This window comes from Micromonospora haikouensis, assembly GCF_000876225.1.
Taxonomy (GTDB): Bacteria; Actinomycetota; Actinomycetes; order Mycobacteriales; family Micromonosporaceae; genus Micromonospora; species Micromonospora haikouensis.
On the sequence record NZ_JXSX01000001.1, the window covers coordinates 2,001,960 to 2,028,518 of the forward strand.

At 75.3% G+C, this 26,559-nt stretch carries 28 protein-coding genes and 1 pseudogene; 20 read left to right on the forward strand and 9 right to left on the reverse strand.

All coding sequences use genetic code 11. The annotated features are described in order from the left end of the window. Positions 1-107: 107 nt before the first annotated feature. The 4 genes from TK50_RS08855 to TK50_RS08870 all read left to right on the forward strand — a co-directional run bounded on the left by TK50_RS08855 (position 108) and on the right by TK50_RS08870 (position 3,852). Entirely contained in the window at positions 108-854 is a 747-nt protein-coding gene (locus TK50_RS08855; RefSeq protein ID WP_043962296.1) for a lysophospholipid acyltransferase family protein, read from the forward strand. Further along, positions 851-1,858 (forward strand): NAD(P)H-dependent glycerol-3-phosphate dehydrogenase, encoded by a 1,008-nt coding sequence (locus tag TK50_RS08860; protein WP_043964134.1) that lies wholly within the window; start codon positions 851-853, stop codon positions 1,856-1,858. The genes TK50_RS08855 and TK50_RS08860 overlap by 4 nt, the downstream gene beginning before the upstream one ends. Before the next feature lie 55 nt (positions 1,859-1,913). Then, positions 1,914-3,029 (forward strand): cystathionine gamma-lyase, encoded by a 1,116-nt coding sequence (locus TK50_RS08865; protein ID WP_043964135.1) that lies wholly within the window; start codon positions 1,914-1,916, stop codon positions 3,027-3,029. A gap of 70 nt (positions 3,030-3,099) precedes the next feature. Beyond that, the gene (locus TK50_RS08870; protein ID WP_241773961.1) at positions 3,100-3,852 is read left to right on the forward strand and encodes a putative protein N(5)-glutamine methyltransferase; all 753 of its coding nucleotides are present in this window, start codon (positions 3,100-3,102) and stop codon (positions 3,850-3,852) included. 168 nt (positions 3,853-4,020) lie between these two features. On the opposite strand, the gene TK50_RS08875 is transcribed toward TK50_RS08870, so the two are convergent. After that, complete coding sequence (locus tag TK50_RS08875) at positions 4,021-4,233, reverse strand: DUF397 domain-containing protein (RefSeq protein WP_043962297.1); 213 nt, start codon at positions 4,231-4,233, stop codon at positions 4,021-4,023. 3 nt (positions 4,234-4,236) lie between these two features. Then, positions 4,237-5,082, reverse strand: a complete 846-nt coding sequence (locus TK50_RS08880; protein WP_043962299.1) for a helix-turn-helix domain-containing protein — start codon at positions 5,080-5,082, stop codon at positions 4,237-4,239. A gap of 228 nt (positions 5,083-5,310) precedes the next feature. On the opposite strand from TK50_RS08880, the gene TK50_RS08885 reads away from it, so the two are divergent. The 3 genes from TK50_RS08885 to TK50_RS08895 all read left to right on the forward strand — a co-directional run bounded on the left by TK50_RS08885 (position 5,311) and on the right by TK50_RS08895 (position 7,026). Continuing rightward, a complete protein-coding gene (locus TK50_RS08885; protein WP_043962300.1) occupies positions 5,311-5,514 on the forward strand; it encodes a hypothetical protein in 204 nt (67 codons plus the stop codon). Then, positions 5,487-5,726 carry a hypothetical protein gene (locus TK50_RS08890; protein ID WP_374199575.1) on the forward strand — a complete coding sequence of 80 codons (240 nt, stop codon included), beginning with the start codon at positions 5,487-5,489 and terminating at the stop codon, positions 5,724-5,726. The genes TK50_RS08885 and TK50_RS08890 overlap by 28 nt, the downstream gene beginning before the upstream one ends. A gap of 202 nt (positions 5,727-5,928) precedes the next feature. Further along, complete coding sequence (locus tag TK50_RS08895) at positions 5,929-7,026, forward strand: D-alanine--D-alanine ligase family protein (protein WP_043962302.1); 1,098 nt, start codon at positions 5,929-5,931, stop codon at positions 7,024-7,026. A 100-nt stretch (positions 7,027-7,126) separates the two neighbouring features. On the opposite strand, the gene TK50_RS08900 is transcribed toward TK50_RS08895, so the two are convergent. After that, complete coding sequence (locus TK50_RS08900; RefSeq protein ID WP_082106224.1) at positions 7,127-7,762, reverse strand: DUF3515 family protein; 636 nt, start codon at positions 7,760-7,762, stop codon at positions 7,127-7,129. Continuing rightward, on the reverse strand, positions 7,763-7,996 hold the full coding sequence (locus tag TK50_RS08905; RefSeq protein WP_043962303.1) for an Lrp/AsnC ligand binding domain-containing protein: 234 nt from the start codon (positions 7,994-7,996) through the stop codon (positions 7,763-7,765). A 248-nt stretch (positions 7,997-8,244) separates the two neighbouring features. Here TK50_RS08905 and TK50_RS08910 point away from each other — a divergent pair, with 248 nt between their 5' ends. Together TK50_RS08910 and TK50_RS08915 are read left to right on the forward strand one after the other, a co-directional pair. Then, positions 8,245-9,183 carry a thiamine-phosphate kinase gene (locus tag TK50_RS08910; protein ID WP_043962304.1) on the forward strand — a complete coding sequence of 313 codons (939 nt, stop codon included), beginning with the start codon at positions 8,245-8,247 and terminating at the stop codon, positions 9,181-9,183. Between the two features lie 30 nt (positions 9,184-9,213). Continuing rightward, complete coding sequence (locus TK50_RS08915; RefSeq protein ID WP_043962305.1) at positions 9,214-9,681, forward strand: GNAT family N-acetyltransferase; 468 nt, start codon at positions 9,214-9,216, stop codon at positions 9,679-9,681. Between the two features lie 93 nt (positions 9,682-9,774). Here the strand turns inward: TK50_RS08915 and TK50_RS08920 are convergent, their stop codons facing one another. Continuing rightward, on the reverse strand, positions 9,775-11,031 hold the full coding sequence (locus TK50_RS08920) for an ATP-grasp domain-containing protein (RefSeq protein WP_043962307.1): 1,257 nt from the start codon (positions 11,029-11,031) through the stop codon (positions 9,775-9,777). 92 nt (positions 11,032-11,123) lie between these two features. Continuing rightward, positions 11,124-11,315, reverse strand: coding sequence for a 50S ribosomal protein L28 (rpmB, locus tag TK50_RS08925; protein ID WP_007075181.1), 192 nt, complete (start codon positions 11,313-11,315; stop codon positions 11,124-11,126). Positions 11,316-11,570: 255 nt separating this feature from the next. Between rpmB and TK50_RS08930 the strand changes: the two genes are divergently transcribed. Both TK50_RS08930 and recG read left to right on the forward strand, forming a co-directional pair. Beyond that, positions 11,571-13,220 (forward strand): DAK2 domain-containing protein, encoded by a 1,650-nt coding sequence (locus tag TK50_RS08930; RefSeq protein WP_043962309.1) that lies wholly within the window; start codon positions 11,571-11,573, stop codon positions 13,218-13,220. After that, entirely contained in the window at positions 13,217-15,448 is a 2,232-nt protein-coding gene (recG, locus tag TK50_RS08935; protein ID WP_043962310.1) for an ATP-dependent DNA helicase RecG, read from the forward strand. Before TK50_RS08930 ends, recG begins: the two co-directional genes overlap by 4 nt. Before the next feature lie 749 nt (positions 15,449-16,197). Here the strand turns inward: recG and TK50_RS32085 are convergent. Further along, positions 16,198-17,478: a hypothetical protein gene (locus tag TK50_RS32085; RefSeq protein WP_052503667.1), complete on the reverse strand. Its 1,281-nt coding sequence runs from the start codon at positions 17,476-17,478 to the stop codon at positions 16,198-16,200. 311 nt (positions 17,479-17,789) lie between these two features. On the opposite strand from TK50_RS32085, the gene rsmD reads away from it, so the two are divergent. The 8 genes and pseudogenes from rsmD (at position 17,790) to mutM (ending at position 23,444) form a co-directional block, all read left to right on the forward strand. Beyond that, complete coding sequence (rsmD, locus tag TK50_RS08945) at positions 17,790-18,353, forward strand: 16S rRNA (guanine(966)-N(2))-methyltransferase RsmD (RefSeq protein ID WP_043962311.1); 564 nt, start codon at positions 17,790-17,792, stop codon at positions 18,351-18,353. Then, positions 18,350-18,838 carry a pantetheine-phosphate adenylyltransferase gene (coaD, locus tag TK50_RS08950; protein ID WP_043962312.1) on the forward strand — a complete coding sequence of 163 codons (489 nt, stop codon included), beginning with the start codon at positions 18,350-18,352 and terminating at the stop codon, positions 18,836-18,838. Before rsmD ends, coaD begins: the two co-directional genes overlap by 4 nt. Positions 18,839-19,065: 227 nt before the next feature. After that, the gene (locus tag TK50_RS08955; protein ID WP_043962313.1) at positions 19,066-19,563 is read left to right on the forward strand and encodes an SPFH domain-containing protein; all 498 of its coding nucleotides are present in this window, start codon (positions 19,066-19,068) and stop codon (positions 19,561-19,563) included. Positions 19,564-19,672: 109 nt separating this feature from the next. Continuing rightward, positions 19,673-20,236 carry a YceD family protein gene (locus TK50_RS08960; protein WP_043962314.1) on the forward strand — a complete coding sequence of 188 codons (564 nt, stop codon included), beginning with the start codon at positions 19,673-19,675 and terminating at the stop codon, positions 20,234-20,236. Between the two features lie 5 nt (positions 20,237-20,241). Next, entirely contained in the window at positions 20,242-20,415 is a 174-nt protein-coding gene (gene rpmF, locus TK50_RS08965) for a 50S ribosomal protein L32 (RefSeq protein ID WP_043962315.1), read from the forward strand. A gap of 114 nt (positions 20,416-20,529) precedes the next feature. Then, entirely contained in the window at positions 20,530-21,555 is a 1,026-nt protein-coding gene (locus TK50_RS08970; RefSeq protein WP_043964139.1) for a fatty acid synthesis plsX protein, read from the forward strand. A 97-nt stretch (positions 21,556-21,652) separates the two neighbouring features. Continuing rightward, positions 21,653-22,408 (forward strand): annotated as a pseudogene (rnc, locus tag TK50_RS08975) (ribonuclease III); the annotation flags it as partial. 178 nt (positions 22,409-22,586) lie between these two features. Beyond that, a complete protein-coding gene (gene mutM, locus TK50_RS08980) occupies positions 22,587-23,444 on the forward strand; it encodes a bifunctional DNA-formamidopyrimidine glycosylase/DNA-(apurinic or apyrimidinic site) lyase (RefSeq protein ID WP_043962316.1) in 858 nt (285 codons plus the stop codon). 6 nt (positions 23,445-23,450) lie between these two features. Here the strand turns inward: mutM and TK50_RS08985 are convergent, their stop codons facing one another. Beyond that, positions 23,451-24,329 carry an endo alpha-1,4 polygalactosaminidase gene (locus tag TK50_RS08985; protein ID WP_043962317.1) on the reverse strand — a complete coding sequence of 293 codons (879 nt, stop codon included), beginning with the start codon at positions 24,327-24,329 and terminating at the stop codon, positions 23,451-23,453. A 203-nt stretch (positions 24,330-24,532) separates the two neighbouring features. After that, complete coding sequence (locus TK50_RS08990) at positions 24,533-25,870, reverse strand: CAP domain-containing protein (RefSeq protein ID WP_052503668.1); 1,338 nt, start codon at positions 25,868-25,870, stop codon at positions 24,533-24,535. Positions 25,871-26,226: 356 nt separating this feature from the next. Between TK50_RS08990 and TK50_RS08995 the strand changes: the two genes are divergently transcribed. Further along, positions 26,227-26,421, forward strand: coding sequence for a hypothetical protein (locus tag TK50_RS08995; protein ID WP_036374707.1), 195 nt, complete (start codon positions 26,227-26,229; stop codon positions 26,419-26,421). Positions 26,422-26,559 lie beyond the last annotated feature (138 nt).

Below are 26,559 nucleotides of genomic sequence, written 5' to 3' on the forward strand. Positions count from 1 at the left end.
TCACCCCGGCGGTACCCTCACTGGCCGTACCGGGGGCGAGCAGGCATGATTTCGCTGCGGGCGGCACGGGCGGGTGCGGCGTGGGGTCGGGGCTACGAGGAGGCAGGGTGACGCGGCGCAGGCTGGGGTTCTGGCAACGGTTCGCCGTGGTGCTGGTCAAGCCCGTCATGACGGTCTGGACCCGGCGCACCTGGCGGGGCATGGAGCACCTGCGCCACGACGGCGGCATCATCATCGTCCCCAACCACCTCTCGCACGCCGACCCGCTGGTCTCCGCGCACTTCGTCTACGACGCCGGGCGCTGGCCGAGGTTCCTCGGCAAGGCCAGCGTCTTCCGGGTGCCGGTGGTGGGCTGGATCCTGCACCGCTGCCTCCAGATCCCCGTCGAGCGCGGCACGGTCGACGCCGTCAAGTCCCTGGACGCCCTCGTCGCCGCCCTGCGCGAGGGCGGCGCGGTGGTGATCTACCCGGAGGGCACCACCACGCGGGAACCCGACCTGTGGCCGATGAGGGGCAAGACCGGGGCCGCCCGGCTGGCGCTGGCCACCGGCGCGCCGGTGATCCCGGTCGCCATGTGGGGTCCGGAGCGGCTCTTCGACCCCCGCAACAACCGGCTGGGCCTGCGGCCCCGCATCCCGGTGACCGTCGTCGCCGGGCCGCCCGTCGACCTGAGCCGGTGGGCCGGCTCCACGCCCACCAAGGCCACCCTGGAAGAGATGACCGACACCATCATGCTGCGCCTGCGCGACCAGCTCGCCGAGATCCGGGGCGGGACGCCGCCGCCGCTGTGGGAACGACCGGCGCGGGCCGCCGGGGCCGCCCGCCCGACGCGGGGGCGGGAGGACGCGGCGTGACCGGCCACGTGGCGGTGCTGGGGGCCGGGTCGTGGGGGACCGCCTTCGCCAAGATCCTTGCCGACGCCGGCCGGGACGTGACGATCTGGGCCCGGCGGCAGCCGGTGGCCGAGGCGATCCGGCTGCGCCGGCACAACCCGGAGTACCTCCCCGACCTGCGGCTGCCCGACCGGGTCACCGGCACCGGCAGCGCCGCCGAGGCGATCCGGGGCGCGGAGATCGTGGTGCTCGCGGTGCCGTCGCAGACGCTGCGCGGCAACCTCGCCGAATGGGTCGGCGACCTGCACCCGGAAGCGACCCTGGTGTCCCTGATGAAGGGCATCGAGCTGGGCACCACCAAGCGGATGAGCGAGGTGATCGTGGAGACCGCCCGGGTCACCCCGGACCGGGTGGTCGTCGTCTCCGGCCCCAACCTCGCCCCCGAGATCGCCGCCGAGCAGCCCGCCGCCACCGTGGTCGCCGGCACCGACGACCGCCGCGCCCAGCTCGTCCAGGCGTCGATCCGCACGCCGTACTTTCGGCCGTACACCAACGACGACGTGATCGGCTGCGAGCTGGGCGGGGCCGTGAAGAACGTGATCGCCCTCGCGTACGGGATCGCCACCGCGATGGGCTTCGGCGACAACACCCGGGCGATGCTGATGACCCGGGGGCTCGCCGAGACCGCCCGCCTCGGGGTGGCGCTCGGCGCGGACCCGATCACCTTCGCCGGCCTGGCCGGGATGGGCGACCTCGTGGCGTCCTGCTCGTCGCCGCTGGCCCGCAACCGCACCTTCGGCGAGCACCTGGGCCGGGGCGAGACCCTGGAGCAGGCCCAGGCGGCGACCCGGCAGACCGCCGAGGGCGTGAAGAGCTGCCTGGCGATCCGGGACCTGGCCCGCGCCCACGGGGTGGAGATGCCGATCACCGAGCAGATCGAGCGGATCTGCCACGAGGGGATGGACCCCCGGCTCGCCGTCGACGCGCTGATGAGCCGCACCGCCAAGCCCGAGTCGTACGAGTGAGGCGGCCCGCGTGACGACCCCCGGCACCGACGGCGAAGGCACCGACGGCGAACGCATCGGCACCGACAGCACCGACGGCGACGGCACCCGGTGCGTGCGGGCCGGCCTGCCCGAGCCCGCCCCGGGGCAGCCGTTCCTGCCCGGCCCGGTCTTCGCCGCGCCCTACCACCTCGACCCCCGGCAGGGCCCGGCGGCGACCCCGAACGGGTACGGCCGGCCCGACAACCCGACCCGGCGGCTGCTGGAGGCGGCCATCGGTGAGCTGGAGGGCGGCGACGTGCGCGTCTTCGCCAGCGGGCAGGCGGCGATCACCGGCCTGTTGCTGGCCGTGCTGCGCCCCGGCGACACGGTGGTGCTCCCCGCCGACGGCTACTTCCCGGTGCGGGCGTTCGCCACCGACACCCTCGCCGGGATCGGCGTGCGGGTGCTGTTCGCGCCGACCGCCGGGCCGTACCCGTCGTTCGCGGGGGTGCGGCTGGTGCTGCTGGAGTCGCCGGCCAACCCCGGCCTGGACGTCGCCGACGTGCCTGCCCTGGCCGCCGCCGCGCACGCCGCCGGGGCCCTGGTGGCGGTGGACAACACCACGGCCACCCCGCTCGGCCAGCGCCCGCTGGACCTCGGCGCCGACGTGGTCGTCGCCTCCGGCACGAAGGCCCTGACCGGCCACTCCGACCTGCTGCTCGGGTACGTGGCGACCCGTTCCGCCGGGCTGCTCGACCCCGTCACCGCCTGGCGCACCATGACCGGGGCGGTGCCGGGGGCGTTCGACGCGTGGCTGGCGCACCGCTCGCTGGCCACGCTGGACCTGCGGCTGGCCCGGCAGAGCGCCAACGCCGAGGCGCTCGCGCGGCTGCTCGTCGGCCGCCCCGACGTCACCGGCGTGCGCTGGCCGGGGCTGCCGGGCGACCCGGCGTACGCGCTGGCGTCGGCCCAGCTGCGTCGGATGCCCGGGGTGCTGTCGTTCGACCTCGGTGACGCCGGGCGGGTGGCCCGTTTCCTCGCCGCGTCCCGGCTGGTGGCCGCCGCCACGTCGTTCGGCGGGCTGCACACCACCGCCGACCGGCGGGCGCAGTGGGGCGACGACACGCCGCCCGGGTTCGTCCGGCTCTCCTGCGGCGTGGAGGACACCGCCGACCTGGTCGCCGACGTCACCGCCGCCCTGCCTGCCTGAGAGGAAGTCCCCGATCAACGCATCCGGCAGAGAAGGATCCCCTTCTCACGCCCCGTCCACGGACGCGCTCGTGTCGCGGCTGCGCGCCGCCGGCTGCGTCTTCGCCGAGGAGGAGGCGGAGCTGCTCGCCGCCGCCGCCGACACTCCCGAGCGGCTCGCCGACCTGGTCGAGCGGCGGGTCGCCGGCCTGCCGCTGGAGCACCTGCTCGGCTGGGCCGAGTTCTGCGGCCTGCGGGTCGGCGTCGACCCGGGCGTGTTCGTGCCGCGGGCGCGTACCGCGTTGCTGGTGTCGGCCGCCGCGGCGGTCACCGGGCCCGGCGCGGCCGTGCTGGACCTGTGCTGCGGGTCCGGTGCCGCCGCGCTGGTGCTCGCCGGGCGGCTGCGTCCCCGCTGGCTGGCCGCCGCCGACCTCGACCCGGCCGCCGTGGCGTGCGCCCGGCGCAACCTCGCCCACCTCGGCGTGCCCGTCTACCAGGGCGACCTGTACGAGCCGGTGCCGACCGAATGGCGGGGCCGGCTCGACCTGATCGTGGCCAACGCCCCGTACGTGCCGACGGAGGCGGTGGCGCTCATGCCGCCCGAGGCACGGTTGCACGAGGCGCCGGTGGCGCTCGACGGCGGGTCGGACGGGCTGGCCGTGCTGCGCCGGGTGGCGCGTGGGGCGGTGCACTGGCTCGCGCCGGGCGGGCACCTGGCCGTGGAGGCCGGCGCAGGGCAGGTCGAGGTGCTGTGCGCCGCGCTGGCCGACCTCGGGCTGACGCCGTCCGTGGCGTACGACGAGGAACTGGACGCGACCGCGGTGACCGCCCGCCGGCCCGGCTGACGGCGGCGGACCGCGCCCCGGTGCTCCGGCTCGGTCGGGGTGCCGGCGGGCCGGAACGAGGTGGTGGCCCACCCGCCGGCCGGCGGTGCGGACCGGACGGCGGGTGGACCACGACGGGGGCCGCGCGGGCCGGCCGGGACGGGACCCCCCGGCCGGCCCGCGCGGCGGTCAGGGGCGCCGGGAGGTCAGGGGCGGCGCGGCGGCGAACGCGGCCCAGGCGGTCGGCGGGAAGAGCAGCGCCGGGCCCGTCGGGTCCTTCGAGTCGCGGACGGCCACCGCGCCGGGTACGACCGCCATCTCCACGCAGGCTCCCTCGTCGCCGCTGCGGCTGCTCTTGCGCCATCGCGCCGTGGCGAGGGCCGCGCTCGTCGTCGGGGTCATGTTCTACCGTCCTTTCAGGAGTCGGAGGAGCTGGTCCCGGGTGGCCGCGGGGCTGAGTGCGACCGTCCGCAGGTGCTCCATGATCTTGGTGCAGGTACGCAGGTCACCGGGCCGGTCGAGGACCATCTGGCCGGCGACCGTTTCCACCGACGCGATGTGCGGGTCCTCCGGGTCGGGGAACTCCAGGATGTGCAGCGACCCCCGGGTGCCCCGGTGGTAGCCGGCGGACAGGGGGATCACCTGGACCGTGATGTTGGGCAGCTCGGCCATCTTGAGCAGGTGGTGCAGCTGCGCCTCCATCACGGCCTGGCCGCCCACGGGGCGCAGCAGGGCGCCCTCGTCGATGATCGCGTCGAGGATCGCCGGATCGTCGCCGGTGATCCGCTGCTGCCGGTCGAGTCGCAGGTGGACCCGCTGCTCGACCTGCTCGTCGCTGAGGGTGTGCGGGCCGCCCCGCATCACCCCCCGGATGTAGTCCGCGGTCTGGAGCAGGCCGGGCACCACCGACGGCTCGAAGTTGGCGATGCCGGTGGCCTCGGCCTCGAGCGCGATGAAGTCGATGGTCCGCCGGTCCAGCAGGTACGAATAGGACACCCACCAGCCGGGCTTGCGGGCGTCCTTGGCGAGCTGGACGGCGGCGGCGAGCTCGTCGGCGCCCACCCCGTACAGGGTGAGCAGGGCGCGCACCGTGGCGGGGCTGATCAGCGTCTGGGCGTTCTCGTACCGGGACAGGGTGCTCCGGGTGCTGTTGATCTCGTCGGCGGCGGCTTCGAGGGTGAGGCCGGCCGCCTCCCGGTGCGTACGCAGCGCGATGCCGAGCCGTCGGGCCCGGGCCGTCTTCGGTGCCATGCGTCGATGGTGACATACGTGACCGGGAGTGTGCACATGAGAGAACGGCGATGAGAGTTGCATTCACGCCAGTCCACATGTCAACCTGTGACCAGTTCCTCACTGCCGGTTGTCGTGGCGACGGCGGTGGTGAGTGACCGGAGGGGATGGGGCGCGTGGCGATCGGGTTTTCTCCCCCGTACCCGATCGCCGCGTGCCGCCACCCGGGACGCACCGGAAGGGACTCGGATGACGGTGACCGCCTGCTGGCCCCGGGTGTCGAGGTGCCGCTGGTGCGCACACCCCGTGCTGCGCGACAACGACGACGCGTGGATCCACGCCCACCTGGCGTACGTCTGCCGGGACCGCTCCGGCGGGTTGGCGGCGACCACCGCGGAGCCGGAGGGGTCGCCCGGCCGGGCGGCGTGGGGCGCTGCGGGAGGCCGGCGGTGACCCGGTTCCTGGTGGTGCTCACCGACGTCCGCCCCGTGGACGACGTGCGCCGCGACGAGCGGCAGGCCCCCGAGCGGCGACGGCAGGTCGTCGGGGCGAGCAGCCGGGAGGCGGCCGACCGGATCGCCGGCGCGTTCATGGCGCTGGGCATGGTGCGGGCCGGGCGGCAGCGGGTGAAGGTGATCGCCGTCGGCCGCCGCTACGGCCTCTGACGCGCCGCCTGCCGCCCGCCGGGAGCCGCTGTCCGGCGTGGTGTGATTACGCAGCGTATATGCACTGTTGACCGGTTGCGCAGTGCTGCCGCTTCTCCCCGGGTATCAACTCCGTTGTCCGGCCACGCACAGTAAGGTCATCCGGGTGAGCGCCACCGGCGAGCACCACGAGCCTCGCAGTCGCGAACGAAAGGGTGACCGAGTGACCACCCCAGGCAAGACCCGTGTGGCCCTCGTCTTCGGCGGCCGCAGCCCCGAGCACGGCATCTCCTGCGTCAGCGCCGGCAGCGTGCTCAGCGCGCTCGACCCGGACGAGTTCGAGGTGGTCCCCGTGGGCATCACCCGCGCCGGCAAGTGGGTGCTGACCAGCGGCGACCCGGCCCAGCTGGCGATCAGCGCCCGGCGGCTGCCGGAGATCACCGCCGAGGCCGGCGCCGACCTCGTGCTGCGGGCCGACCCCACCGGCAACGGGCTGCTGGTGCTCGACCCCGCCGAGGGGCCCCGGGTGCTCGCCGACGTCGACGTGGTCTTCCCCGTGCTGCACGGCGCGTACGGCGAGGACGGCACCATCCAGGGCATGCTGGAGATGGCCGGCATCCCCTACGTCGGGGCGAACGTCTTCGCCTCCGCCGCCGCGATGGACAAGGAGTTCACCAAGAAGCTCTGCGCCGCCGAGGGCATCCCCGTCGGCCCGTACGCGGTGCTGCGCAGCGGGGTCACCCTGTCCGAGGAGGACAAGCAGCGGCTCGGGCTGCCCGTCTTCGTCAAGCCGTCCCGGGCCGGCTCGTCGTTCGGCATCACCAAGGTCGACGACTGGGCCGACCTGGAGGCCGCCGTCGCCACGGCCCGGGAGATCGACCCGAAGGTGCTGGTCGAGGGCGCGATCGTCGGCCGGGAGGTCGAGTGCGGCGTGCTGGAGGGCGAGGCCGGGGGCGGCGCGGAGGCGTCCGTCCTGGCCGAGGTGCGGGCCGGCGGCGACCACGACTGGTACGACTTCGAGGCGAAGTATCTCTCCGAGCCCGAGTACGACCTGCCGGCCACCCTGCCCGACCACGTCACCCGGCAGGTCCAGGAGTACGCCGTCCGGGCGTTCGCCGCCCTGGACTGCGCCGGGCTGGCCCGGGTCGACTTCTTCGTCACCCCGGACCTGGACGTCTACCTCAACGAGATCAACACGATGCCCGGCTTCACCCCGACGTCGATGTTCCCGCTGATGTGGGCCGCCTCCGGGCTGGAGTATCCGAAGCTGGTCAACCGACTGATCCGCACCGCCCAGCGGCGCGGCGTCGGCCTGCACTGAACGCGCGCAGCCGCCGGGGCGACCGGCAGGCGCGGCCGACGGCGGTGGCCGGTCAGCCGCCGCAGCCGGTGAGGACTGGCCAGCCGGCGGGGGCTGCTGGTCAGCCGGTGCAGCCGCCGGGGGCGTCGCCGCCCGAGGGCACCGAGGCGATCACCACGTCGGAGATGGGGCTGACCCACTGCAGGGCCGCCCCGTACGTGCGGGGCACGGTCACCCGCACCGCCGTCTCCCGGTCCAGCGTGGTGAGCACCGTCGCGTCCGGGCCCTCGGCCGCGTACCAGCAGACCTTGTTGACGACCCAGATGTCGTCGGTGTCGCCCGGCTCCGGCTCGGCGCCGCCGCAGGCGATGGTGAGCGCCGGGTCGCCGTACGCGGCGTTCTGCTCGGGGCCGGCGGTGACCGGCCGCTGGGCCAGGTCGCGCACGGTCGACGGGAGCTGCGACGTCAGGGCGCGGCACACCGTGGCGGGCCGCTCGGCCAACCGGGGGGCGGCCATCTCGACCGGCGCGGTGGACCGCGGCCCGGCGCTGGTCGCCGCCGGACCCGGCTCGGCGGCCGGGGCGTCCGGGGTCAGCTTGGCGAAGGTGAACCCGGCCACGGCCACGGTGACCGGCACCGCGACCAGCGTGGCCAGCAGCGCCGCGCTGCGGTTGGCCCGGTCCCGGCGCGGCGCGCCGGCGTCGTCGCTCGTCCCCGCCCCGGCGGGGGACTCGGAGGAGGAAGTGATCTCGTCCACTTACAGGCGCACCACCGAACACGTGAGGGTGCGGGTGATGCCGGGCACCATCTGCACGTTGCTGACGATGAGCTTGCCGAGCTCGTCGACCGTGTTGGCCTCGGTGAGCACGACCACGTCGTACGGCCCGGTGACGGCGTCGACCCGCACCACGCCGGGAAGGTCGCCGATCAGGCCGGCCACGTCACGCGCCCGACCCACCTCTGTCTGGATGAGGATGTACGCCTGTACCACGACTCGACCTCCGTCCGTCGCCGCCGCTGGGCGGCCCGAAGGGTGAAACTACCTTACGGACCAGGTCTGATCCCTATCGGTGGCCAAGGAGAAGCGGTGAGCGAGCGCGACGGGCGCGACGGCGGGCGGGACGCGGGACGATCCCGCGTCCACGGCGGGCGGGGCGCGGGACGATCCCGGGTCCACGGCGGGCGGGGCGCGGGGCCGTCCCGGGTCCACGATGGGCACGGGCGCGGCGGGGAGCGGGCATGAGCGTGACCGGAATCGGCGAGTTCGGGCTGATCGACCGGGTCACCGCCCGGCTGCCCCAGGGGGCGTCCTGCCTGCTCGGGCCCGGCGACGACGGGGCGGTGCTGGCCGCGCCGGACGCCCGGGTGGTCGCCTCCACCGACGTGCTCGTCGAGGGGCGGCACTTCCGCCGGGACTGGTCCGCCGCCCGCGACGTCGGGCACCGGGCGGCGGCGGCCAACCTGGCCGACATCGCGGCGATGGGTGCCACCCCGACCGCCCTGCTGGTGGCCCTGTGCATGCCGGCGGACCTCGACCCGACCTGGGCCGAGGAGCTGGCCGACGGGCTCGGGGCCGAGGCCGCCACCGTGGGCGCGAGCGTGGTCGGCGGCGACATGTCGGCGAGCCCCACGCTCACGATCGCCGTCACCGCCCTGGGTGACCTGGGCGGCCGGGCCCCGGTCGTCCGCTCGGGGGCCCGCCCGGGGCACGTCGTGGCGCTCGCCGGCCGCAGCGGGTACGCCGCCGCCGGCTACACCGTGCTGTCCCGGGGCTTCCGCACGCCGAAGCTCCTGGTCGAGGCGTACCGGCGGCCCGAGGTGCCGTACGCGGCCGGGCCGCACGCCGCCCGGCTCGGGGCCACCGCCATGATCGACGTCTCGGACGGGCTGCTGGCCGACCTCGGGCACGTGGCCCGCGCCAGCGGGGTCGGCATCGACGTGCGGCGGGACGCCTTCGAGGTGCCCCGGCAGATGCGCGACGCCGCCCAGGCGCTGGGGGTCGACCCGTACTCCTGGATCCTCGCCGGCGGCGACGACCACGCGCTGGCGGCCACGTTCCCCCCGGCGGTGGCGCTGCCCGACCCGTGGCGGGTCGTCGGCCGGGTGACGGAGGGCACCGGCGTGACCGTCGACGGCGAGGCGTACGACGGCCCGACCGGCTGGGACCACTTCCGGTAGGGGACCGGCCGGCGACGTACCCTTTCCCCCGTGAGCGAGATCGAGATCCGTCCGGACCGCTTCGACTCCCCGCAGGCCCAGGAGCTCATCCGGGCCGCCCTGGCGGACCTGGGCCGGCGGTACGGGGGCAGCGGCGACGACACCCCGGTCGACGCCGCCGAGTTCGTGCCGCCGCACGGCGCGTTCCTGGTGGCCTACCTCGCCGGCGAGCCGGTCGGGTGCGGCGGCTGGCGCAGCCACGGCGACGACGGGGAGACCGCCGAGCTGAAGCGCATGTACACCAGCCCGCAGGCGCGGGGCCGGGGCGTGGCCCGGGCGGTGCTCGCCGCCGTCGAGCGGTCCGCCCGCGAGCACGGGCGCAAGCAGCTCGTCCTGGAGTGCGGCGACAAGCAGCCCGAGGCGATCGCGCTCTACCACGCGGCCGGCTACGAGCGCATCCCGAACTTCGGCTTCTACCGGGACTACCCGAGCTGCCTCTCCTTCGGCCGCACCCTCTGACCGAGCTGCTGCCCGCCGACCTGTGTCCCTAGCAACCCGTGCCCCGGTCGGCCCGTGCCCCGGTCGCCTGGGCGGCTGCGCGGCGGCGGCCCGTCAGGCGACGGTGACGCGGATCTCGGCGGCGGCGGCGCGGGCGGCCCGCTCGGCCTCGGCCGGGTCGACGCCCCAGGCCAGCACGTGCCCGCTGCGCCGGCCCGACGACGTGACCGGCGCGACGGTCGCGCCGACGGCGGTGTCGAGCTGCACCTCCAGCACCCCGGGCACCCGGCGGGCAGGCCGCAGCCCCTCGACGCCGGTGACGGTGCCCGGGTCGGCGAGCAGGAACTCCACCGCCGCCGCCCCGGTCGGCCGGGTCGGCAGCGCCGGCCGTTCGCCGCGCAACACCCGCAGGTACGCGTCGATGAAGCCGAACTCGTAGCCGATCGAGATCAGCGCGGTGATCATGTCGCCGGGGAGCCGGGCGGCGCACTCCACCAGGTGCGGCACGCCGTCGACGACGATCCACTCGCTGTGCAGCACCCCGGTGCGGAACCCGGCGGCGGCGCACAGCCGCCCCGCCGCGTCGAGCAGGTCGCGGCGGGCCGCCCCGGGCAGCGCCGACGGCACGGTGTGCCCCGTCTCGACCGGCAGGGGACCGGGGAGCACCCGCTTGTCCGTGACGTTGCCGAAGATCACTTCGCCGTCGGCGACGAGCAGCTCGACGCTGTGCTCCCGGCCGTCGAGCACCTGCTCGGCGAGGACCTGCGTGGGCAGCCCCCGGTCGGTGGCCTCCGGCGGGGCCTCGGGGGCCGCGGTGGCCGCCCAGGCGGCCGGGATCTCGGCCGGGTCGGCGACCAGCCGCACCCCGAGGCTGCCCGAGCGCCGGGTCGGCTTGAGCACGCAGCGGTCGCCGTGCCGGCGTGCGAACTCGACCGCCTCCGCCGGCCCGCCCACCAGCTCGTACGCCGGGTTCGGCAGGCCGGCGTCGGCGGCGAGCAGCCGCATCCGGTGCTTGTCGGAGAAGACGTCGGCGGCCTCCGCCCCGGCACCGGGCAGGCCGAGGCGGGCGGCGAGGCGGGCGGCGGCGCCCACGGCGTACTCCAGGCCCGGCATGACGAGGCGGGCCCCGGCCAGATCGGGCTCGCGGGCGAGCAGCGCGTCCGCGTCGAAGCCCGTCTGGTATTCGGCCGGCACGACCCGGGCCAGGACGGACAGCCGCCCGACCAGCTCGCCGATGCCACGCCGGCTGATCACGTCGGGCTCCTCGACGACGACCACGCTGCCCGCCGGCAGCTCCTCGTCGAACCAGCGCAGGGTGCCCAGCGAGGCCCCGACGACGATCATCTCGGCGGGGCCCAGGTCCAGGTCCAACGGTGCCTCCGTGCTGCGTACGCGGACGCCACAAGCCGGCGGGCCCTCAGGCCCGCCGGCTTGTCGACGATGGGTGGGTCGGCGCTACCGCGTCAGGCGCGGGTGACCTTGCCTGCCTTGATGCAGGAGGTGCAGACCTTCAACTTCTTGGTGGTGCCGCCACCGGCCGGGGTGCGCACCGACTGGATGTTCGGGTTCCAGCGGCGGTTGGTCCGCCGGTGCGAGTGGGACACGTTGTGGCCGAAGCCCGGCCCCTTGCCACAGACGTCGCACACGCTAGCCACGGGATACTCCTGGGATTGATACGTTCATGAGGTCGCCGCCAGGCGCAGCCCGGGCAACCTGGCCAGGTTACCCGATCCCCCCGTCGCCGCCCAACCGGGCCCCTGGTGACGCCGGGGCAGGGGGCATTTCCGGCGCCGGTCGCCGCGATGCCGCTGCGCCACTGCCGCGCCGCCGCCACGACATCGCCCGCCATGTCGCCGACATCGTGGCGTCGCCCCCGGCGGGTGTCGGTGCGCGCCAGTAGGCTTCCCGACGTGCTGGACACCCTCGACGCCGCCGCGGTGCGCCGCTGGTGCGCGGGCGGGCTGGCCGCGCTGCGCCGGCACCAGGGCGAGATCGACGACCTCAACGTCTACCCGGTCCCCGACGGCGACACCGGCACCAACCTGGTGCTCACCCTCACCTCGGCCCAGCAGGCGCTCGCGATGGACCTGGCCACCCTGCCCGACGGCGGGTCCACCGCGCACGGGCACGCGCTGCGGCTGATGGCGCGCGGCGCGCTGCTGGGCGCCCGGGGCAACTCCGGGGTCATCCTGTCGCAGATCCTGCGCGGCCTCGCCGACACCCTGGCCGCCGCCCCGGCGGTGCGGGGCCGGCAGCTCGCCGCCGCGCTGGGCGACGCCACCGCCGCCGCCTACTCCGCCGTCGCCCAGCCCGTCGAGGGCACCGTGCTCAGCGTGGTCGCGGCGGCGGCCCGCGCGGCCGGCTCGGCCGACAGCGACGACCTGCCCACCGTCGCCCGGGCGGCGGCCGGCGCGGCGGCCGAGGCGCTGGCCCGCACGCCAGAGCAGTTGCCGGCGCTCGCCCGCGCGGGCGTGGTCGACGCCGGCGGCCGGGGGCTCTGCCTGCTGCTCGACGCGCTGGTCGAGGTGGTCACGGGCGAGAGCCCGCGCCGGCCCGCCCCCGCGCCCCGCCCGGTCCGCCCGCCGGCCACGGCCGCCCGCGAGACCGGTTCGACGGACTACGCGTACGAGGTGCAGTTCCTGCTCGACGCCGACGCCGACGCGGTGGCCCGGATGCGGCAGACCCTCGCCGGGCTCGGCGACTCGCTGGTCGTGGTCGGCGACGGGGCCACCGACGCGGCGTCGGCCACCTGGAACGTGCACGTGCACGTCAACGACGTCGGCGCGGCGGTCGAGGCGGGGGTGGAGGCCGGCCGGCCGCACCGGATCTCGGTGACCCGCTTCGCCGACCAGCCGCCCGCCGCTTCGGCCGACGCCGTCGCGGCCCACGGCACGGCGGCACCGGCGGGCGACGGCCGGGCGGCAGTGGTGGTCGCCTCCGGGGCGGGCATCGCCGAGCTGTTCACGGGCGAGGGGGCGACGGTGGTGCCGGGCAACCCGTCCACCGGTGAGCTGCTCGACGCGATCCGCGCCACGGCCGCGGCCCGGGTGGTGGTGCTGCCCAACGACCCGAACACCCAGGCCGTCGCCAACGCCGCCGCGCGGGAGGCACACGCGCTGGGGGTGCGGGTCAGCGTGGTGCCGACCCGGTCGCCGGTGCAGGCGCTGGCCGCGCTCGCCGTGCGCGACCCGCAGCGCCGCTTCGCCGACGACGTGATCGCGATGGCCGAGGCGGCGGGGGCGTGCCGCTACGCCGAGGTCTGCTGGGCCAGCCGCGAGGCGCTCACCGTCGCCGGCCCGTGCCGCCCCGGCGACGTGCTGGCCCTCGTCGAGGGCGAGGTGCACCTGATCGGGGCCGACCTCGCCGACACCTGCACCGCCGTGGTCGACCGCATGCTCGGCGGCGGCGGGGAGCTGGTCACCCTGCTCTCCGGTGCGGACGCCCCCGAGGGGCTGGCCGACGCCGTCGCCGAACACGTCGCGCGGCGCTGGCCGTTCGTGGAGGTCCAGGCCTACGCGGGGGGCCAGCCGCACTATCCGCTCCTGGTGGGGGTCGAATGACGACGACGTCCGAGCCGGCCACGGTCGACACGCCGCTGAAGAAGCTGGTCGGGGAGAAGACGGCCAAGGCCCTGGCCGCCCACCTCGACCTGCACACCGCCGGCGACCTGGTCCACCACTTCCCCCGCCGCTACGACGAGCGCGGCGAACACACCGACATCCGGTCGCTCGACGTCGGCGAGCAGGTCACCGTGCTGGCCCAGGTGCGGCGCACCGACGTGCGGCCGATGCGCCAGCGCCGGGGCAAGCTGCTGGAGGTCACCGTCGGCGACGACTCCGGCGGGGTGCTCACCTGCACCTTCTTCGGCAACCAGGCGTGGCGGGAGCGCGAGCTGCGCCCCGGCCGGTGGGGGCTGTTCGCCGGCAAGGTCACCGAGTTCCGGGGCAAGCGCCAGCTCAACGGCCCGGAATACGTGCTGCTCGGCGAGGGCGGCGACGGCGAGGCCGCCGCCAACGAGGAGGTCGAGGAGTTCGCCGGGGCCCTGATCCCGGTCTACCCGGCCGCCGCGGCCGTGCCGACCTGGGTGATCGCCCGCTGCGTGCGCGTGGTGCTGGACACCTTCACCCCGCCGGAGGACCCGCAGCCTGCCACCGTCCGGGCCACCCGCAACCTGATCGACCTCGGCACCGCCCTGCGCGAGATCCACCGGCCGTCGAGCAAGGAGGCCCTCTACCGGGCCCGCCGCCGGCTCAAGTGGGACGAGGCGTTCGCCGTGCAGCTCACCCTCGTGCAGCGCAAGCACCGGGCCGCGGCCTGGCCGGCCCGGTCCCGGCCGCCGCGCCCCGGCGGGCTGCTCGACGCGTTCGACGCCCGGCTGCCGTACGAGCTGACAGGCGGCCAGCGGGCCGTCGGCGCGGAGATCGCCGCCGACCTGTCCACCGCCCACCCGATGCACCGGCTGTTGCAGGGCGAGGTCGGCTCCGGCAAGACGGTGGTGGCGCTGCGGGCGATGCTCCAGGTGGTCGACGCCGGGGGCCAGGCCGCCCTGCTCGCCCCGACCGAGGTGCTCGCCGCCCAGCACCACCGGGGCATCCTCGACCTGCTCGGCCCGCTGGCCAGGGCGGGGGAGCTGGGCGCCGCCGACGGGGCCACCTCGGTGGAGCTGGTCACCGGCTCGCTGGGCGCGGCGGCCCGCCGCCGGGCCCTCGCCGAGGTCGCCGCCGGCCGGGCCGGCATCGTGCTCGGCACCCACGCCCTGCTCTACGAGGGCGTCGACTTCGCCGACCTGGGCCTCGTCGTGGTCGACGAGCAGCACCGGTTCGGCGTGGAGCAGCGCGACGCGCTGCGCGCCAAGGCGGATCAGCCGCCGCACGTGCTGGTGATGACCGCGACGCCGATCCCGCGCACCGTGGCGATGACCGTCTACGGCGACCTGGAGGTCTCCGCGCTCACCCAGCTTCCGCAGGGGCGCTCGCCGATCGCCTCGCACGTGGTGCCGGCCGCCGAGAAGCCGGCGTTCCTCGACCGGGCCTGGCGCCGGCTGCGCGAGGAGGTCGCCGCCGGCCACCAGGCGTACGTGGTGTGCCCCCGGATCGGGGATGCGGGGTCCGGGTCGGGTGGCCCGGGGTCCGGGTCGGAGGAGGAGCCGCCCCGGGAGGACGACAACGGCCGGCGGCCCCCGCTCGCGGTGACCGAGGTCGCCCCGCTGCTCGCCGAGGGGCCGCTGCACGGGCTACGGATCGGGATCCTGCACGGGCGGCTGCCCGCCGACGAGAAGGACGCCGTGATGCGCGCCTTCGCCGACGGCGAGCTGGACGTGCTGGTCGCCACGACCGTCATCGAGGTCGGCGTCAACGTCCCCAACGCCACCGTGATGATCGTGCTGGACGCCGACCGGTTCGGCGTCTCCCAGCTGCACCAGCTGCGCGGCCGGGTGGGCCGGGGTTCGGCGGCGGGGCTCTGCCTGCTGGTCACCGAGGCGGCCGAGGGCTCGTCGGCCCGGGAACGCCTCGACGCGGTGGCGTCCACCACGGACGGCTTCAAGCTCGCCGAGCTCGACCTGGAGCAGCGCCGCGAGGGCGACGTGCTCGGGGCGACCCAGTCCGGCCGGCGCTCGCACCTGCGGCTGCTGTCCCTGCTGCGCGACACCGACCTGATCCGCGACGCCCGCGCCGAGGCGATCGCGCTGGTGGAGGACGACCCGGAGCTGGCCCGCCATCCGGCGCTGGCCGCCTCGGTGGCCGCCCTGGTCGACGCCGAACGCGCGGAATACCTGGAGAAGGGCTGACCGGCCCAGGCTTCCCTCCTGGCCGTGGCTCCCTGTCTGGGCCGGCTCCCTGTCTGGGCCGGCTCCCTGTCTGGGCCGGCTCCCTGTCTGGGCCGGCTCCCTGTCTGGGCCGGCTCCCTGTCTGGAGCCGGCTCCCTGCCTGGGCCGGCTCCCTGCCTGGGCCGGCTCCCTGCCTGGGCCGGCTCCCTGTCTGGAGCCGGCTCCCTGCCTGGCGTGCCTCCCCGCCCAGCCCGGGTTCCTGCCTGGCCCGGTTACCCGACTGGCGCGGGTGGCGCTGGCCGCCGCGCTCGCCGGGCTGGGCCTGGTCCTGCGGCAGCTCTGGCTGCTGAGCCTGGGCCTGGAGACGGTCGTCTTCGCGTTCGTGCCAGGCCGATGATCGACTCCATGTCGGCGACATGGCGGTATCAGCGGGGCCCGGATACCGCCATGTCGCCGACATGACAGCTCGGTCCCCGGCGGCGGGCTCAGGCCACGCCGGGTCCGGTGCGGGGCCCGCCGGGGCGGACCGCGCCTGCGCGTACGTCCGCGCCAAGATCGTGCCTAAACATGGATCGAGTGGCTTCCGAGCGGGGCGCGATGCCACTCGATCCGCGATCGAGCGCGATCTACCCGTTGGGCGCTGGGCGTACGGGGCGAGGCACCCGCCCCCGCCGCGAGGCACCAGACACCAGACACACGGCGAGGGCGCGCCGACCGGGTGGTCGACGCGCCCTCGCAGGTGCGTCAGATCAGTTCAGGCCGTAGCCCGATCAGGCGGTGAAGCGGATCCGCCGACGACGGGCCATCACGAAGAGCACCGCGCCGACCGCGAGCAGGGCCACCGCGCCGGCGGCGATGCCGCCGGCCGCCGCGCCGGTCACGGGGAGGCCACCCTCCTGGTCGCCGCCGCCGGAGCCGCCCTCCTCGCCGTCCTCGCAGTCCTTCGGCTGCTCCCACTTGATCGCCTCGCCGGAGGCGAGGTCACCGGTGACGGTCACGGTCAGGCCCGGGCTCGCCGGGAAGGTGACGGTGACGTCGCGGCCGGCCTCGACCGTGACGGTCTTCGGCTCGCCGGTGCTCGGGGTGAAGGTCGAGGTGAGGGTCGCGCCGTTCTCCGGGTTGGCGATCCGGAAGATCAGCTCGTCGCAGGTCGACTCGTAGCCGCCGTCGGGCTCGCCGACCTCGGGCTCCTGGCAGTCCTCGGGCTTGGCCCAACCGCCGGTGAAGTCCTCCATGCCGGGGGCGGCGACCTTGATCTCCTGCGCCTGGCCGGGGTTCAGCTTGCGGGTCTCGATCTTGCGCATCGGCACGGAGACGGTCTCGGTGTAGCCGCCGCTGCCGGTGATGGTGAACGCTGCCGCCGCGTTGCCGCTGCGGTTGACCAGGGTCAGCTCGACGTTGCCCTCGCAGTCGGACTCGGCGATGACCTCAGGGGCGGGGCTGCAGGTCTCCGAACCGCCGTTGTACCAGGCCTGCTGGGGCTTGCCCGTCGACTGGGAGCCGGGGGCCTTGGGGCTGCCGACCTTGCGGTGGCCGTACCGCGAGCCGTTGTCGGTGAGCGGGTCGATGATCTCGTCACCGAAGACGAAGTCGACCTGGGTGTAGCACTGCGGAACCTCGACCTTGAAGTCGAGGGTGGCCACGCCCAGCTCGCCCGCGCCGACGCCGGTGAACTTCTTGACCGACTTGTCCAGCACGTACTGGGGGAAGGCGACCTTCGCCGACGGGGCGACGTAGGAGACCAGCGCGAAGGACTGCTCCTGGCCCTCGCAGAGCGGGCCGTTGACCAGCGTGATGCTGGCCTCGCCGCGCTTGCCCTTGAAGGTGTGCGTGTAGCGGGCGTCGGCCGCGCTGACGCAGGCCGGCCCCTCCGGGGCGGGCGAGGTCGGCGTGACGGTCGGACTGGGCGACGCCGTGGCGGTCGCCGACGCCGACGGCGAAGGGCTGGTCGCCAGGGCCGGCGACGAGGCCGCGAACGCCGTGGCGAGGCCCGCCAGGGCGGCGGCGGCCACGACGAGCGGCCGCCGTGGCGACAGCTTGGGACGGATCACGCGTACTCCCGGGGTGAAGAAACGTCAGGGCGCGGCGCGGGCAACGGCGGTCAGCGGTCGCGGCCGGTGAGGCGCGCCCGCGACGACGCCTCCCGGCGCCGGGTGGGCCGGCGGAGCGCAGCCGGCACCCGGCAGACCCTAGCGAGAACGCGCCGACCGTTACAGCGCTCAGATAGCCCTAAGAGTGATGTTATCAATTTGAGATCATTGATATACGTAAAGTGATCATGTCGGGACTCCAGAGGTACGCACGGTGCCGCCCGCCTGCGCGCCGGCGTCGCGTAGCGTCGGGGCATGAGCAGGAGCAGTCGGTGACCCGGATCGTGGCCGGGACGCTCGGCGGCCGGCGCATCGCCGCGCCGCCCGGCGCCGGCACCCGGCCCACCTCCGACCGGGTCCGGGAGGCGCTGTTCAGCGCCGTGCAGGCCGACGTCGACCTGGCCGGGGCGCGCTTCGCGGACCTGTATGCCGGATCGGGCGCCGTCGGCCTGGAGGCGCTGTCCCGGGGGGCGGCGCACGTGCTGCTGGTGGAGTCCGACCCGCGCGCCGCCCGCGTGGTGCGGGAGAACATCGCCGCGCTGCGGGCCGCCCCGGCGGCGCGGCTGGTCACCGGCAAGGTCGCCACGGTGCTGGCGGCCGGCCCGGACGGCGGGCCGTACGACGTGGTCTTCGCCGACCCCCCGTACGCCGTACCCGATGCCGACGTCACCGCGATGCTGGCCGCGCTGGTCGACGGCGGCTGGCTGGCGGCGGACGCCCTCGTGGTGGTGGAGCGCTCCAGCCGGAGCGGCCCGGTCGACTGGGTGGAGGGCGTCACTGCCGAGCGCAGCCGCCGTTACGGCGAGACCACCCTTTGGTACGGTCGCCGATCATGAGACGTGCGGTGTGTCCCGGCTCTTTCGACCCGGTCACCAATGGACACCTCGACATCATCGGGCGGGCCGCCCGGCTCTTCGACGAGGTGATCGTCGGCGTGCTGGTCAACCAGTCCAAGAGTGGCCTGTTCACCGTCGAGGAGCGGATCGAGATGCTCCGCGAGGTCACCTCCTCGTACGACAACGTGCGGGTCGCGTCCTTCCGGGGCCTGCTGGTCGACTTCTGCCGGGCCCAGCGGGCCAGCGTCCTGATCAAGGGTCTGCGGGCGGTCAGCGACTTCGACTACGAGCTGCAGATGGCCCAGATGAACATCGGCCTGGCCGGCGTCGAGACGCTGTTCATGCCGACCAACCCGCTCTACTCCTTCCTCTCCTCCAGCCTGGTCAAGGACGTGGCGAAGTGGGGCGGCGACGTCTCCGCCCACGTCCCCGACCTGGTCCGCGAGGCCCTCCAGGTCCGGCTCGGCCCGCCACCGCGCCCCTGACCGGCGGGGCGTGACGACCCCGGCCCGGCCGGCGGCCGACGACCTGACCGGCGGGGCGTGACGACCCGGCCCGGCCGCGACACGGTGCCCTGACCGGCCGCGACACGACGCGCCGGGCGGGGTGGATCGGCGGGCGGTGGCCGGGGCGCGACATGATGGTTCGAGCGGGAACCCGGCCGTAGCCCGCATCATGTAGGTCGGCCGACGACGACAGGAGTGAGGTACCGGTGGACCCGCTCGACCGCATCGACGAACTGATCGCCATGGTGGAGCAGGCCCGCTCCGTCCCGATGTCGCGGAACAACTGCATGGTCGACCGGGGCGAGATGATCGCCGCGCTCGACGAGCTGCGCGCTGACCTCCCCGCCGATCTGCGCCGGGCGGCGGCCCTGCTGGGGGAGCGGGACAAGATCATGGAGGCCGGCAAGCGGGAGGCCGACAGGATCATCAGCGAGGGTGAGGCGGAACACGCCCGCCTGGTGTCGGTGAACGAGATCACGGTCTCGGCCGAGCACGAGGGCGCCCGGATCATCGCCGAGGCCCGCGCCGAGGCGCAGCGGCTGCGCGAGGAGGTCGACGACTACGTCGACACCGCGTTGGCCAACTTCGAGCAGTTCCTCACCCGGGCGCTGGCCTCCATCGAGCGCGGGCGGGACAAGATGCACGCGCTGCGCGAGATCGGCACCTTCGGTGGGGACGAGGCGGAGCGCCCGTTACCCTTCTGAGCGGCACCTCAGCAGCCGACAGGCGGGGCGGGCGTCGCCCCCGGTTCGACGGTCCGGCGGTCGTCCAGGTAACCTTTTTTGTCGGCCTCTCACCGGCCGGAGTCTGACTATGCCCAAACACTCGCCTTCATCACTCAACCCCAAGGCGCCGCTGGTCCTCGACACGAGGGACCTGCCGCGTCGCCCTGGCGCGTTGCGTACGCTCCGGCGGGTCGTCCCGGCACCGAAGGACCTCGGCGTGGAGTTGATCGGCGTGCCGGAGGGCGCGGACCTCGACCTCGACCTGAGGCTGGAGTCGGTGTCCGAGGGGGTGCTCGTCTCCGGGACCGTGAGCGGTCGCGTCAAGGGCGAGTGCGGGCGTTGCCTGCGTGAGATCGACGACTCGGTGGCCGTGCCCGTCCAGGAGCTGTACGCGTACGAGAACAGCACCACGGACGCCACGACCGACGAGGACGAGGTGGGCCGGATGCAGGACGATCTGATCGACCTGGAGCCGGCGCTGCGGGACGCGGTGGTGCTCATGCTGCCGACCAACCCGCTCTGCCGGGAGGACTGCCCAGGGTTGTGCCCCGAGTGCGGGGTGCACTGGGACGATCTGCCGGCCGACCACAGTCACGAGCAGATCGACCCGCGTTGGGCGGGCCTGTCGCAACTGAACCGTACAGAGGAGTAGGAACCGTGGCCGTCCCGAAGCGCAAGATGTCGCGCAGCAACACCCGGTCCCGCCGGGCGAACTGGAAGGCGACCGTGGTGGCGACCACCGCCTGCCCGCAGTGCAAGTCCCCGAAGCTGCCGCACGCCGCGTGCTCCGTCTGTGGCACGTACAACGGCCGCCAGGTTCTCGAGGTCTGACCTGGACGCCGAGTGACGCCCCCGACCCCCGGTCGGGTGGCGCGCGCATCCTGGCGATCGCCCGGTGCCCCGGCTCCCGCCGTCGCCGGCCGGCCCGTTCCGGCCGGTGTCCCGCTGGAGCCGGGCACCGCGCGGATCGCCGTTGACCTCCTCGGCGGGGACGATGCTCCCGCCGTCGTGGTTGACGGCGCTCTGCGGGCCATGCGCGCCGACCCGGACCTGCACCTTCTGCTCGTCGGCCCCGCCGAGGTGGCCGACGAGCTGATCGGTGCCCTCGATCCGGCGCAACGCGCCCGGGTCACGGTCCGGCCGGTGCGCGCCGCCGTCGGCATGGCCGAGAACCCGGTCGCCGCCCGCGCCGACAGCACCGTACGCACGGCCGCCACCGCCGTCCGCGACGGCCTCGCCGACGCGATGGTCTCCGCCGGCTCCACCGGCGCGACCGTCACCGCGGCGGCGCTCGGCCTCGGCCGGTGGCCGCACGTGCGCCGGCCGGCCCTGGTCGCGACCCTGCCGGCGGTCGCCGGACCGGTGGTGCTGCTCGACGTCGGCGGCTCCCTGGAGCCGGGCCCCGCCACCCTCGCGCGGCACGCCGTGCTCGGCGCGGCCTACGCGGCCGTCGCGCACGGCGTGGTCGAGCCGCGCGTCGGGCTGCTGTCGGTGGGCACCGAGGCGGGCAAGGGGGACCGGCTGCGCCGCAGCGCCGACCCGGTGCTCGCCGCCGCGGCGCTGCCCTGCGCCGCGCGCTACGTCGGCCTCGTCGAGGGGTACGACATCGCCTCCGGCCTGCGCGCCGACGTGGTGGTCACCGACGGGTTCACCGGCAACGTGCTGCTGAAGGCGATCGAGGGCGCGTACGCGATGGCCGGCGGGCCCCCGCCCGGCGGCGGTGCCCCCCGGGCCGCCGCCCTGCTCGGGGTGGCCGGCACGGTGGTGGTCTGCCACGGCGCGGCCCGTGGCCAGGACGTCGCCTCCGGCATCGCCCTGGCCGCCCACCTGTGGCGTCGGCGGGCCACCGACACCGTCTCCGTGCTGCTCGGCGTCCCCGGCGGCGCCGGCCCGGCCGGGGTGGCCCCGGAGACCTCCGCACAGCCCGGTGACCACACCGAGCGCACCACCGACACCGAGGTGAGCCTGTGACCGCCCGTACCGTCCCGACCGGCCGCGTCGGCGCGCCGGCACCGGCGGGTGCGCCCGGCGCGCGCCGCCCGGTCGTGAACCGAGAGGTAACCGCATCATGACCATCGACAAGCGGCGGCGTGCGCCCATCGGTCACCTGGAGGCCGCCTTCGGGGTCTCGCTGGACGCGGAGCTGCTGGAGCGGGCGCTGACCCACCGCTCGTACGCGTACGAGAACGGCGGCCTGCCCACCAACGAGCGGCTGGAGTTCCTCGGTGACTCGGTCCTCGGCGTGGTGATCACGACCGCGTTGTTCCACAACCATCCCGACCTGCCGGAGGGCCAGCTGGCCAAGCTGCGGGCGAGTGTGGTCAACATGCGGGCGCTCGCGGACGTGGCACGGGGCCTGGGCCCGGACGGGCTCGGCGCGTACCTGCTGCTGGGCAAGGGCGAGGAGAGCACCGGCGGCCGGGACAAGGCGAGCATCCTCGCCGACACCCTGGAGGCCCTGCTCGGCGCGATCTACCTCCAGTACGGCCTGGACACCGCCGCGATCGTGATCCACCGGCTGTTCGACCCGCTGATGGCCGAGTCGGCCGGGCGGGGTGCCGCGCTGGACTGGAAGACGAGCCTCCAGGAGCTGACGGCCGCCCTCGGGCTGGGCGTGCCCGAATACCGCATCGAGGGCACCGGGCCGGACCACCTCAAGACGTTCACCGCCTGGGTGGTGGTCGCCGGCAACCGGTACGGCGGGGCGGAGGGGCGCAGCAAGAAGGAGGCCGAGCAGCGGGCCGCCGAGTCGGCCTGGCGGGAGTTGACCGCCCAGGCCGAGCGGGAGCAGGCCGAGGCGGCCCAACGGGAGCGGGCCGCCGCCGAGGCGTCGGACGGGCCCGTCGAGCCGGGCGCGGTCAACGGCACGGACGTCGTGGGCGTCGTCGAGGTCGACGCGGCGGGCGCCGTGGGCGCGTCGGCGCTGGTCGCCGCCGACGGTGAGCCCGCGGACGCCCCGACCGGCGGGCCCGCCGACGCCCCGGCGGCCGGCGAGGCGAACCGTGCCTGAGCTGCCCGAGGTCGAGACCGTCCGGCAGGGCCTGGCCCAGTGGGTCACCGGCCGCCGGATCGTCGGCGTCGAGGTGCGCCATCCCCGGGCGGTGCGCCGGCACCTGGCCGGGCCGGCGCACTTCGCCGACGTGCTCGCCGGGCGGACGGTGCTCGACGTACGGCGGCGCGGCAAGTATCTGTGGCTGCCGCTGGACAGCGGCGACGCGATCGTCGGCCACCTCGGCATGTCCGGCCAGCTCCTGCTCCAGCCGGCGACGGCGGCCGACGAGCTGCACCTGCGGGTCCGGTTCCGGTTCGCCGACGACGGCCCCGAGCTGCGCTTCGTGGACCAGCGCACGTTCGGCGGGCTGGCGGTCTCCTCCGGCGGTGCCGAGCTGCCGCCCGAGATCGCGCACATCGCCCGGGACCCGATGGACCCGGAGTTCTCCGACAGCGCCTTCGTCGCCGCCCTGCGCCGGCGGCGCACGGAGGTGAAGCGGGCGCTGCTCGACCAGACCCTCGTCTCCGGGGTCGGCAACATCTACGCCGACGAGGCGCTGTGGCGGGCGAAGCTGCACGGGGCCCGGCCCACCGACCAGCTGACCGCGCCCGTCGCGCAGCGGCTGCTCGGCCACGTCCGGGACGTCCTCGGCGAGGCGATCAAGGAGGGCGGCACCAGCTTCGACGCCCTCTACGTCAACGTCAACGGCGAGAGCGGCTACTTCGACCGGGCGCTCAACGCGTACGGGCGGGAGGGCGAGCCGTGCCGGCGGTGCGGCGCACCGCTGCGCCGGGAGGCGTTCATGAACCGGTCCTCGTACAGCTGCCCCCGCTGCCAGCCCCGGCCCCGGGCCGCGCTGCGGGGCTGACCCGGCTCAGGGGCCGGCGGTCCCGCCCCGCTCCGGGGCCGGCGGGGCGTCCGGGCAGGCGTCCCGCCACGCGTCCAGCTCGCGCCGCTTCTGGATGGAGGCGAAGCCGTAGCCGAGGGTGGTCACGCAGAACTCGTCGGGGTCGCCCGTGTATTCGACGTGGAACACCGGCTTGCCGGCGTCCGCGAACGGCAGCAGCTTCGCGCACTGGCGCAGCCGGACGCACTCCTCGTTGACGGCGAAGTCGAAGTCCGGCGCGAGGGCGGTCACCTGCGGCACGTCCCCGAGCAGGCCGGGGGACAACTCCAGTGAGCGGGCCAGGGCGGCGGCCCGCCGGTTGAACCGCAGCTGGTCGTCGAAGTCCAGGTCGAAGCCGGTGGGGTGGGCGTAGCCGTCGGCGTCGGCGAGGGCCACCGCCCCGAAGCCCTTGCCCCGGCACAGCCGTAGCCGGTCGGCCAGGATCGGCTCCAGCACGTCCCACCGCCGCACGTCCACCCACCGGGTGCCGGGCGACCGGCCGGCCGCGCCGCCGACCTCCGGCGGGTACCGGTCGGCGTCCGGGTCGGTCCGCGCGTACGCGCCGACGCCGACCTGGCAGACCAGCCGGCGGTCCCGGCCGCGCAGCGCCGTGGTCTCGGTGCTCGTGGTACGCACCGGGTCGAGCAGGAACACGTCCGCCTCGACCATGGTGTCGAGCGGGCCGGTGAGCTGCCACTGCCAGCGCCAGTGCCGGGCCTGGCCGGGCGGCCACGGGGTGGGCGCGCCCGGCGGCGTCACCACGGCCCGGCAGCCGTACGCCGTCGTCAGCAGCGTCAGCGCGACGAGCAGGCGCAGCAGTCGGCGCGACGCGCGCCCGACGCGGGGCGACGGCGGCCCGATCCGCATCGGCAGCTCCGCAGGTCGCGGGCGGCGTCGAACCGCCCGGAGGCGGGTGCGCCCACCGGCCGCCCGCAGCGGACCGGCCGCCGGTCGCCCCGAGGCGGACCCGCCGCCCAGGGCACCGCCCCGGCGCGCCTCACCGGGTCAAACGAGCGTGGCCCCCGGGACGACTCGCCTCTCCCCGTCCCGGGGGCCACGCCCGGCCCGGGTCAGCGCGGCGTGCCGAAGTCCTGCGTCCAGTACGGCCCGTTGCTGTTGGCGATGCCGACGCCGATCTCGGTGAAGGAGCAGTTCAGGATGTTGGCGCGGTGCCCCGGGCTGTTCATCCAGGCGTCCATCACCGCGGCCGGGGTCTGCTGGTTCCACGCGACGTTCTCGCCGTACGCGCGCCAGGCGTAGCCGGCCCGGTCGAGCCGCTCGCCGACGTCGCTGCCGTCGCTGCCGTCGTGCGTCATCTTCCGGTGGTCGGCCTGGTCCTGGCTGTGCGCCTGGGCCGCCGCCATGAGCTTGTCGTCGATCTTCAGGGCGCCGCACCCGGCCTTGGCCCGCTCCGCGTTGACCAGGTCGACGACCTCCTGCGCCTGCGCGCTCACGCCCGGCGCGGCGGCGACGCGGGGCGTGGCGGGGGCGCTGCTGCGCTGGTTGCTCCGCGACGCGGCGGTGGTCCGGCTGGGCTTCGGGGTCGGCTTGGCGGTGCGGCTCGGCGACGGCGACGGGCTGGCGCTGGTCGGCGAGGCGCTCGGCGAGGGCGACGGCGACGGGCCGGCCGAGGTCGGGTCGGCCGGGTCGGCGGGCGCGGCGACCGGCGCGTCGGCCGCGGCCGGGTCGGTCCGTGGGGCGTCCCCGCCGGGCAGCACGAGGGCGCCGACCCCGAGGCTCACCACCAGGGTGGCCGCCGCGGCGGCGCCACCGATCAGCAGCGGGCGCGGGAGCCGCCGGGCGGGCCGGTGCCGCCCCTCGCCGCTGCCCGCGGCGGTGTCGGCGCGGCGGGCGGCGAGGTCGGCCGGCTGCGCGGCGGCCGGCGTGGCCGCGCCGACGGCCGGGCCGGCGACGACCGGGAGCGCCCGGGTGTGCTCGGCCGCCGGGGCCGGCTGGTCGGCCGGATACCACTGGTCGGAGGCCCGTTCCGGCGCGTGCCACCGATCGCCCGGTGGTTCCGGCGACTGCCACTGTCCGCTCGGCTGTTCCGGCGACTGCCACTGTCCGCTCGGCTGTTCCGGGGAGTGCCACTGACCGTTCGGCTGTTCCGGAAAGTGCCACTGACCGCTCGGCCGTTCCGGCGCGTGCCGTTGGCCGTTCGGGGGTTCCGGGGAGTGCCACCGGGCGGTGGGCTCGCCCGCCCACGGCCGGTCGGCCGGCGGCGCAGGGGGCTGGTCGGTGTGCCGTTGGTCACTCGGCTGGTCCGGTTCGTCCCCGAACAGGTAGGTCGACCGGGGCGCCGGGCGGTCGGTCAGCCAGGCCGGCTCGTCGGCCGGGGGCTCCTGGCGCCATCGCGCGCCCTCCGGGTCGTTCGGGTCGGTCCAGCCGTACACGCCTGTCGCCTCCATGGGTCGGTTGCGGGCCGGGGTGACCGTACGGGCGCGCCGCAAGCTGCGGCAACGTGGCTAAGAAAGAGTTAAGACGAAAGCGGTTCGCGTGGGGTGAGTTCCGTTGTTCCCGGGCGTACAGTTAACGCGTCCGGACAGAGCGTGTCCGCGCCTTGTGGCAGCCACCGACAAGCGGCCCGGCCGACGTGAAGATGATCTACGGCCTGCGGTAACTTGACGAATGAGGGGTTGTCGGCTCAATATGTAGGTGTCGCCAGTCGCGCCCGGTCGTGCCCAGAATCGCTGGGAATGACAGCCGCGAACGAGTGGGCGCGCGTTGGTCCGGCCTTTCCGGCAGCGCATATCAAGGAGTCAGCATGGCGAAGGCCCTCTACGGCCACGTAGGTGCAGCGCCCGATCGGCGTCTGCTCGACGAGGTCACCCGACTGCGGTCCAGGGTTCAGGCTCTGGAGTTCGAGATCACGCGCCTGCGCGCCGAGAACGATCGGCTTGCGGCGGCTGCGGCGGAGGCGGACGACCTCCTCCGTCTGGCCGAGCCGGCGCTGACCTGATCTCCAGTAGGTCCGACAACTGAATCGCACCACGCAGAAATCGCGCGCCGACACTTATGTGCCGGCGCGCAGCCATGTCCGGGCAATTTCCCCGTACCATTTTCCGATCTTGGATAATTGATCAAGCTCCGCATCGGG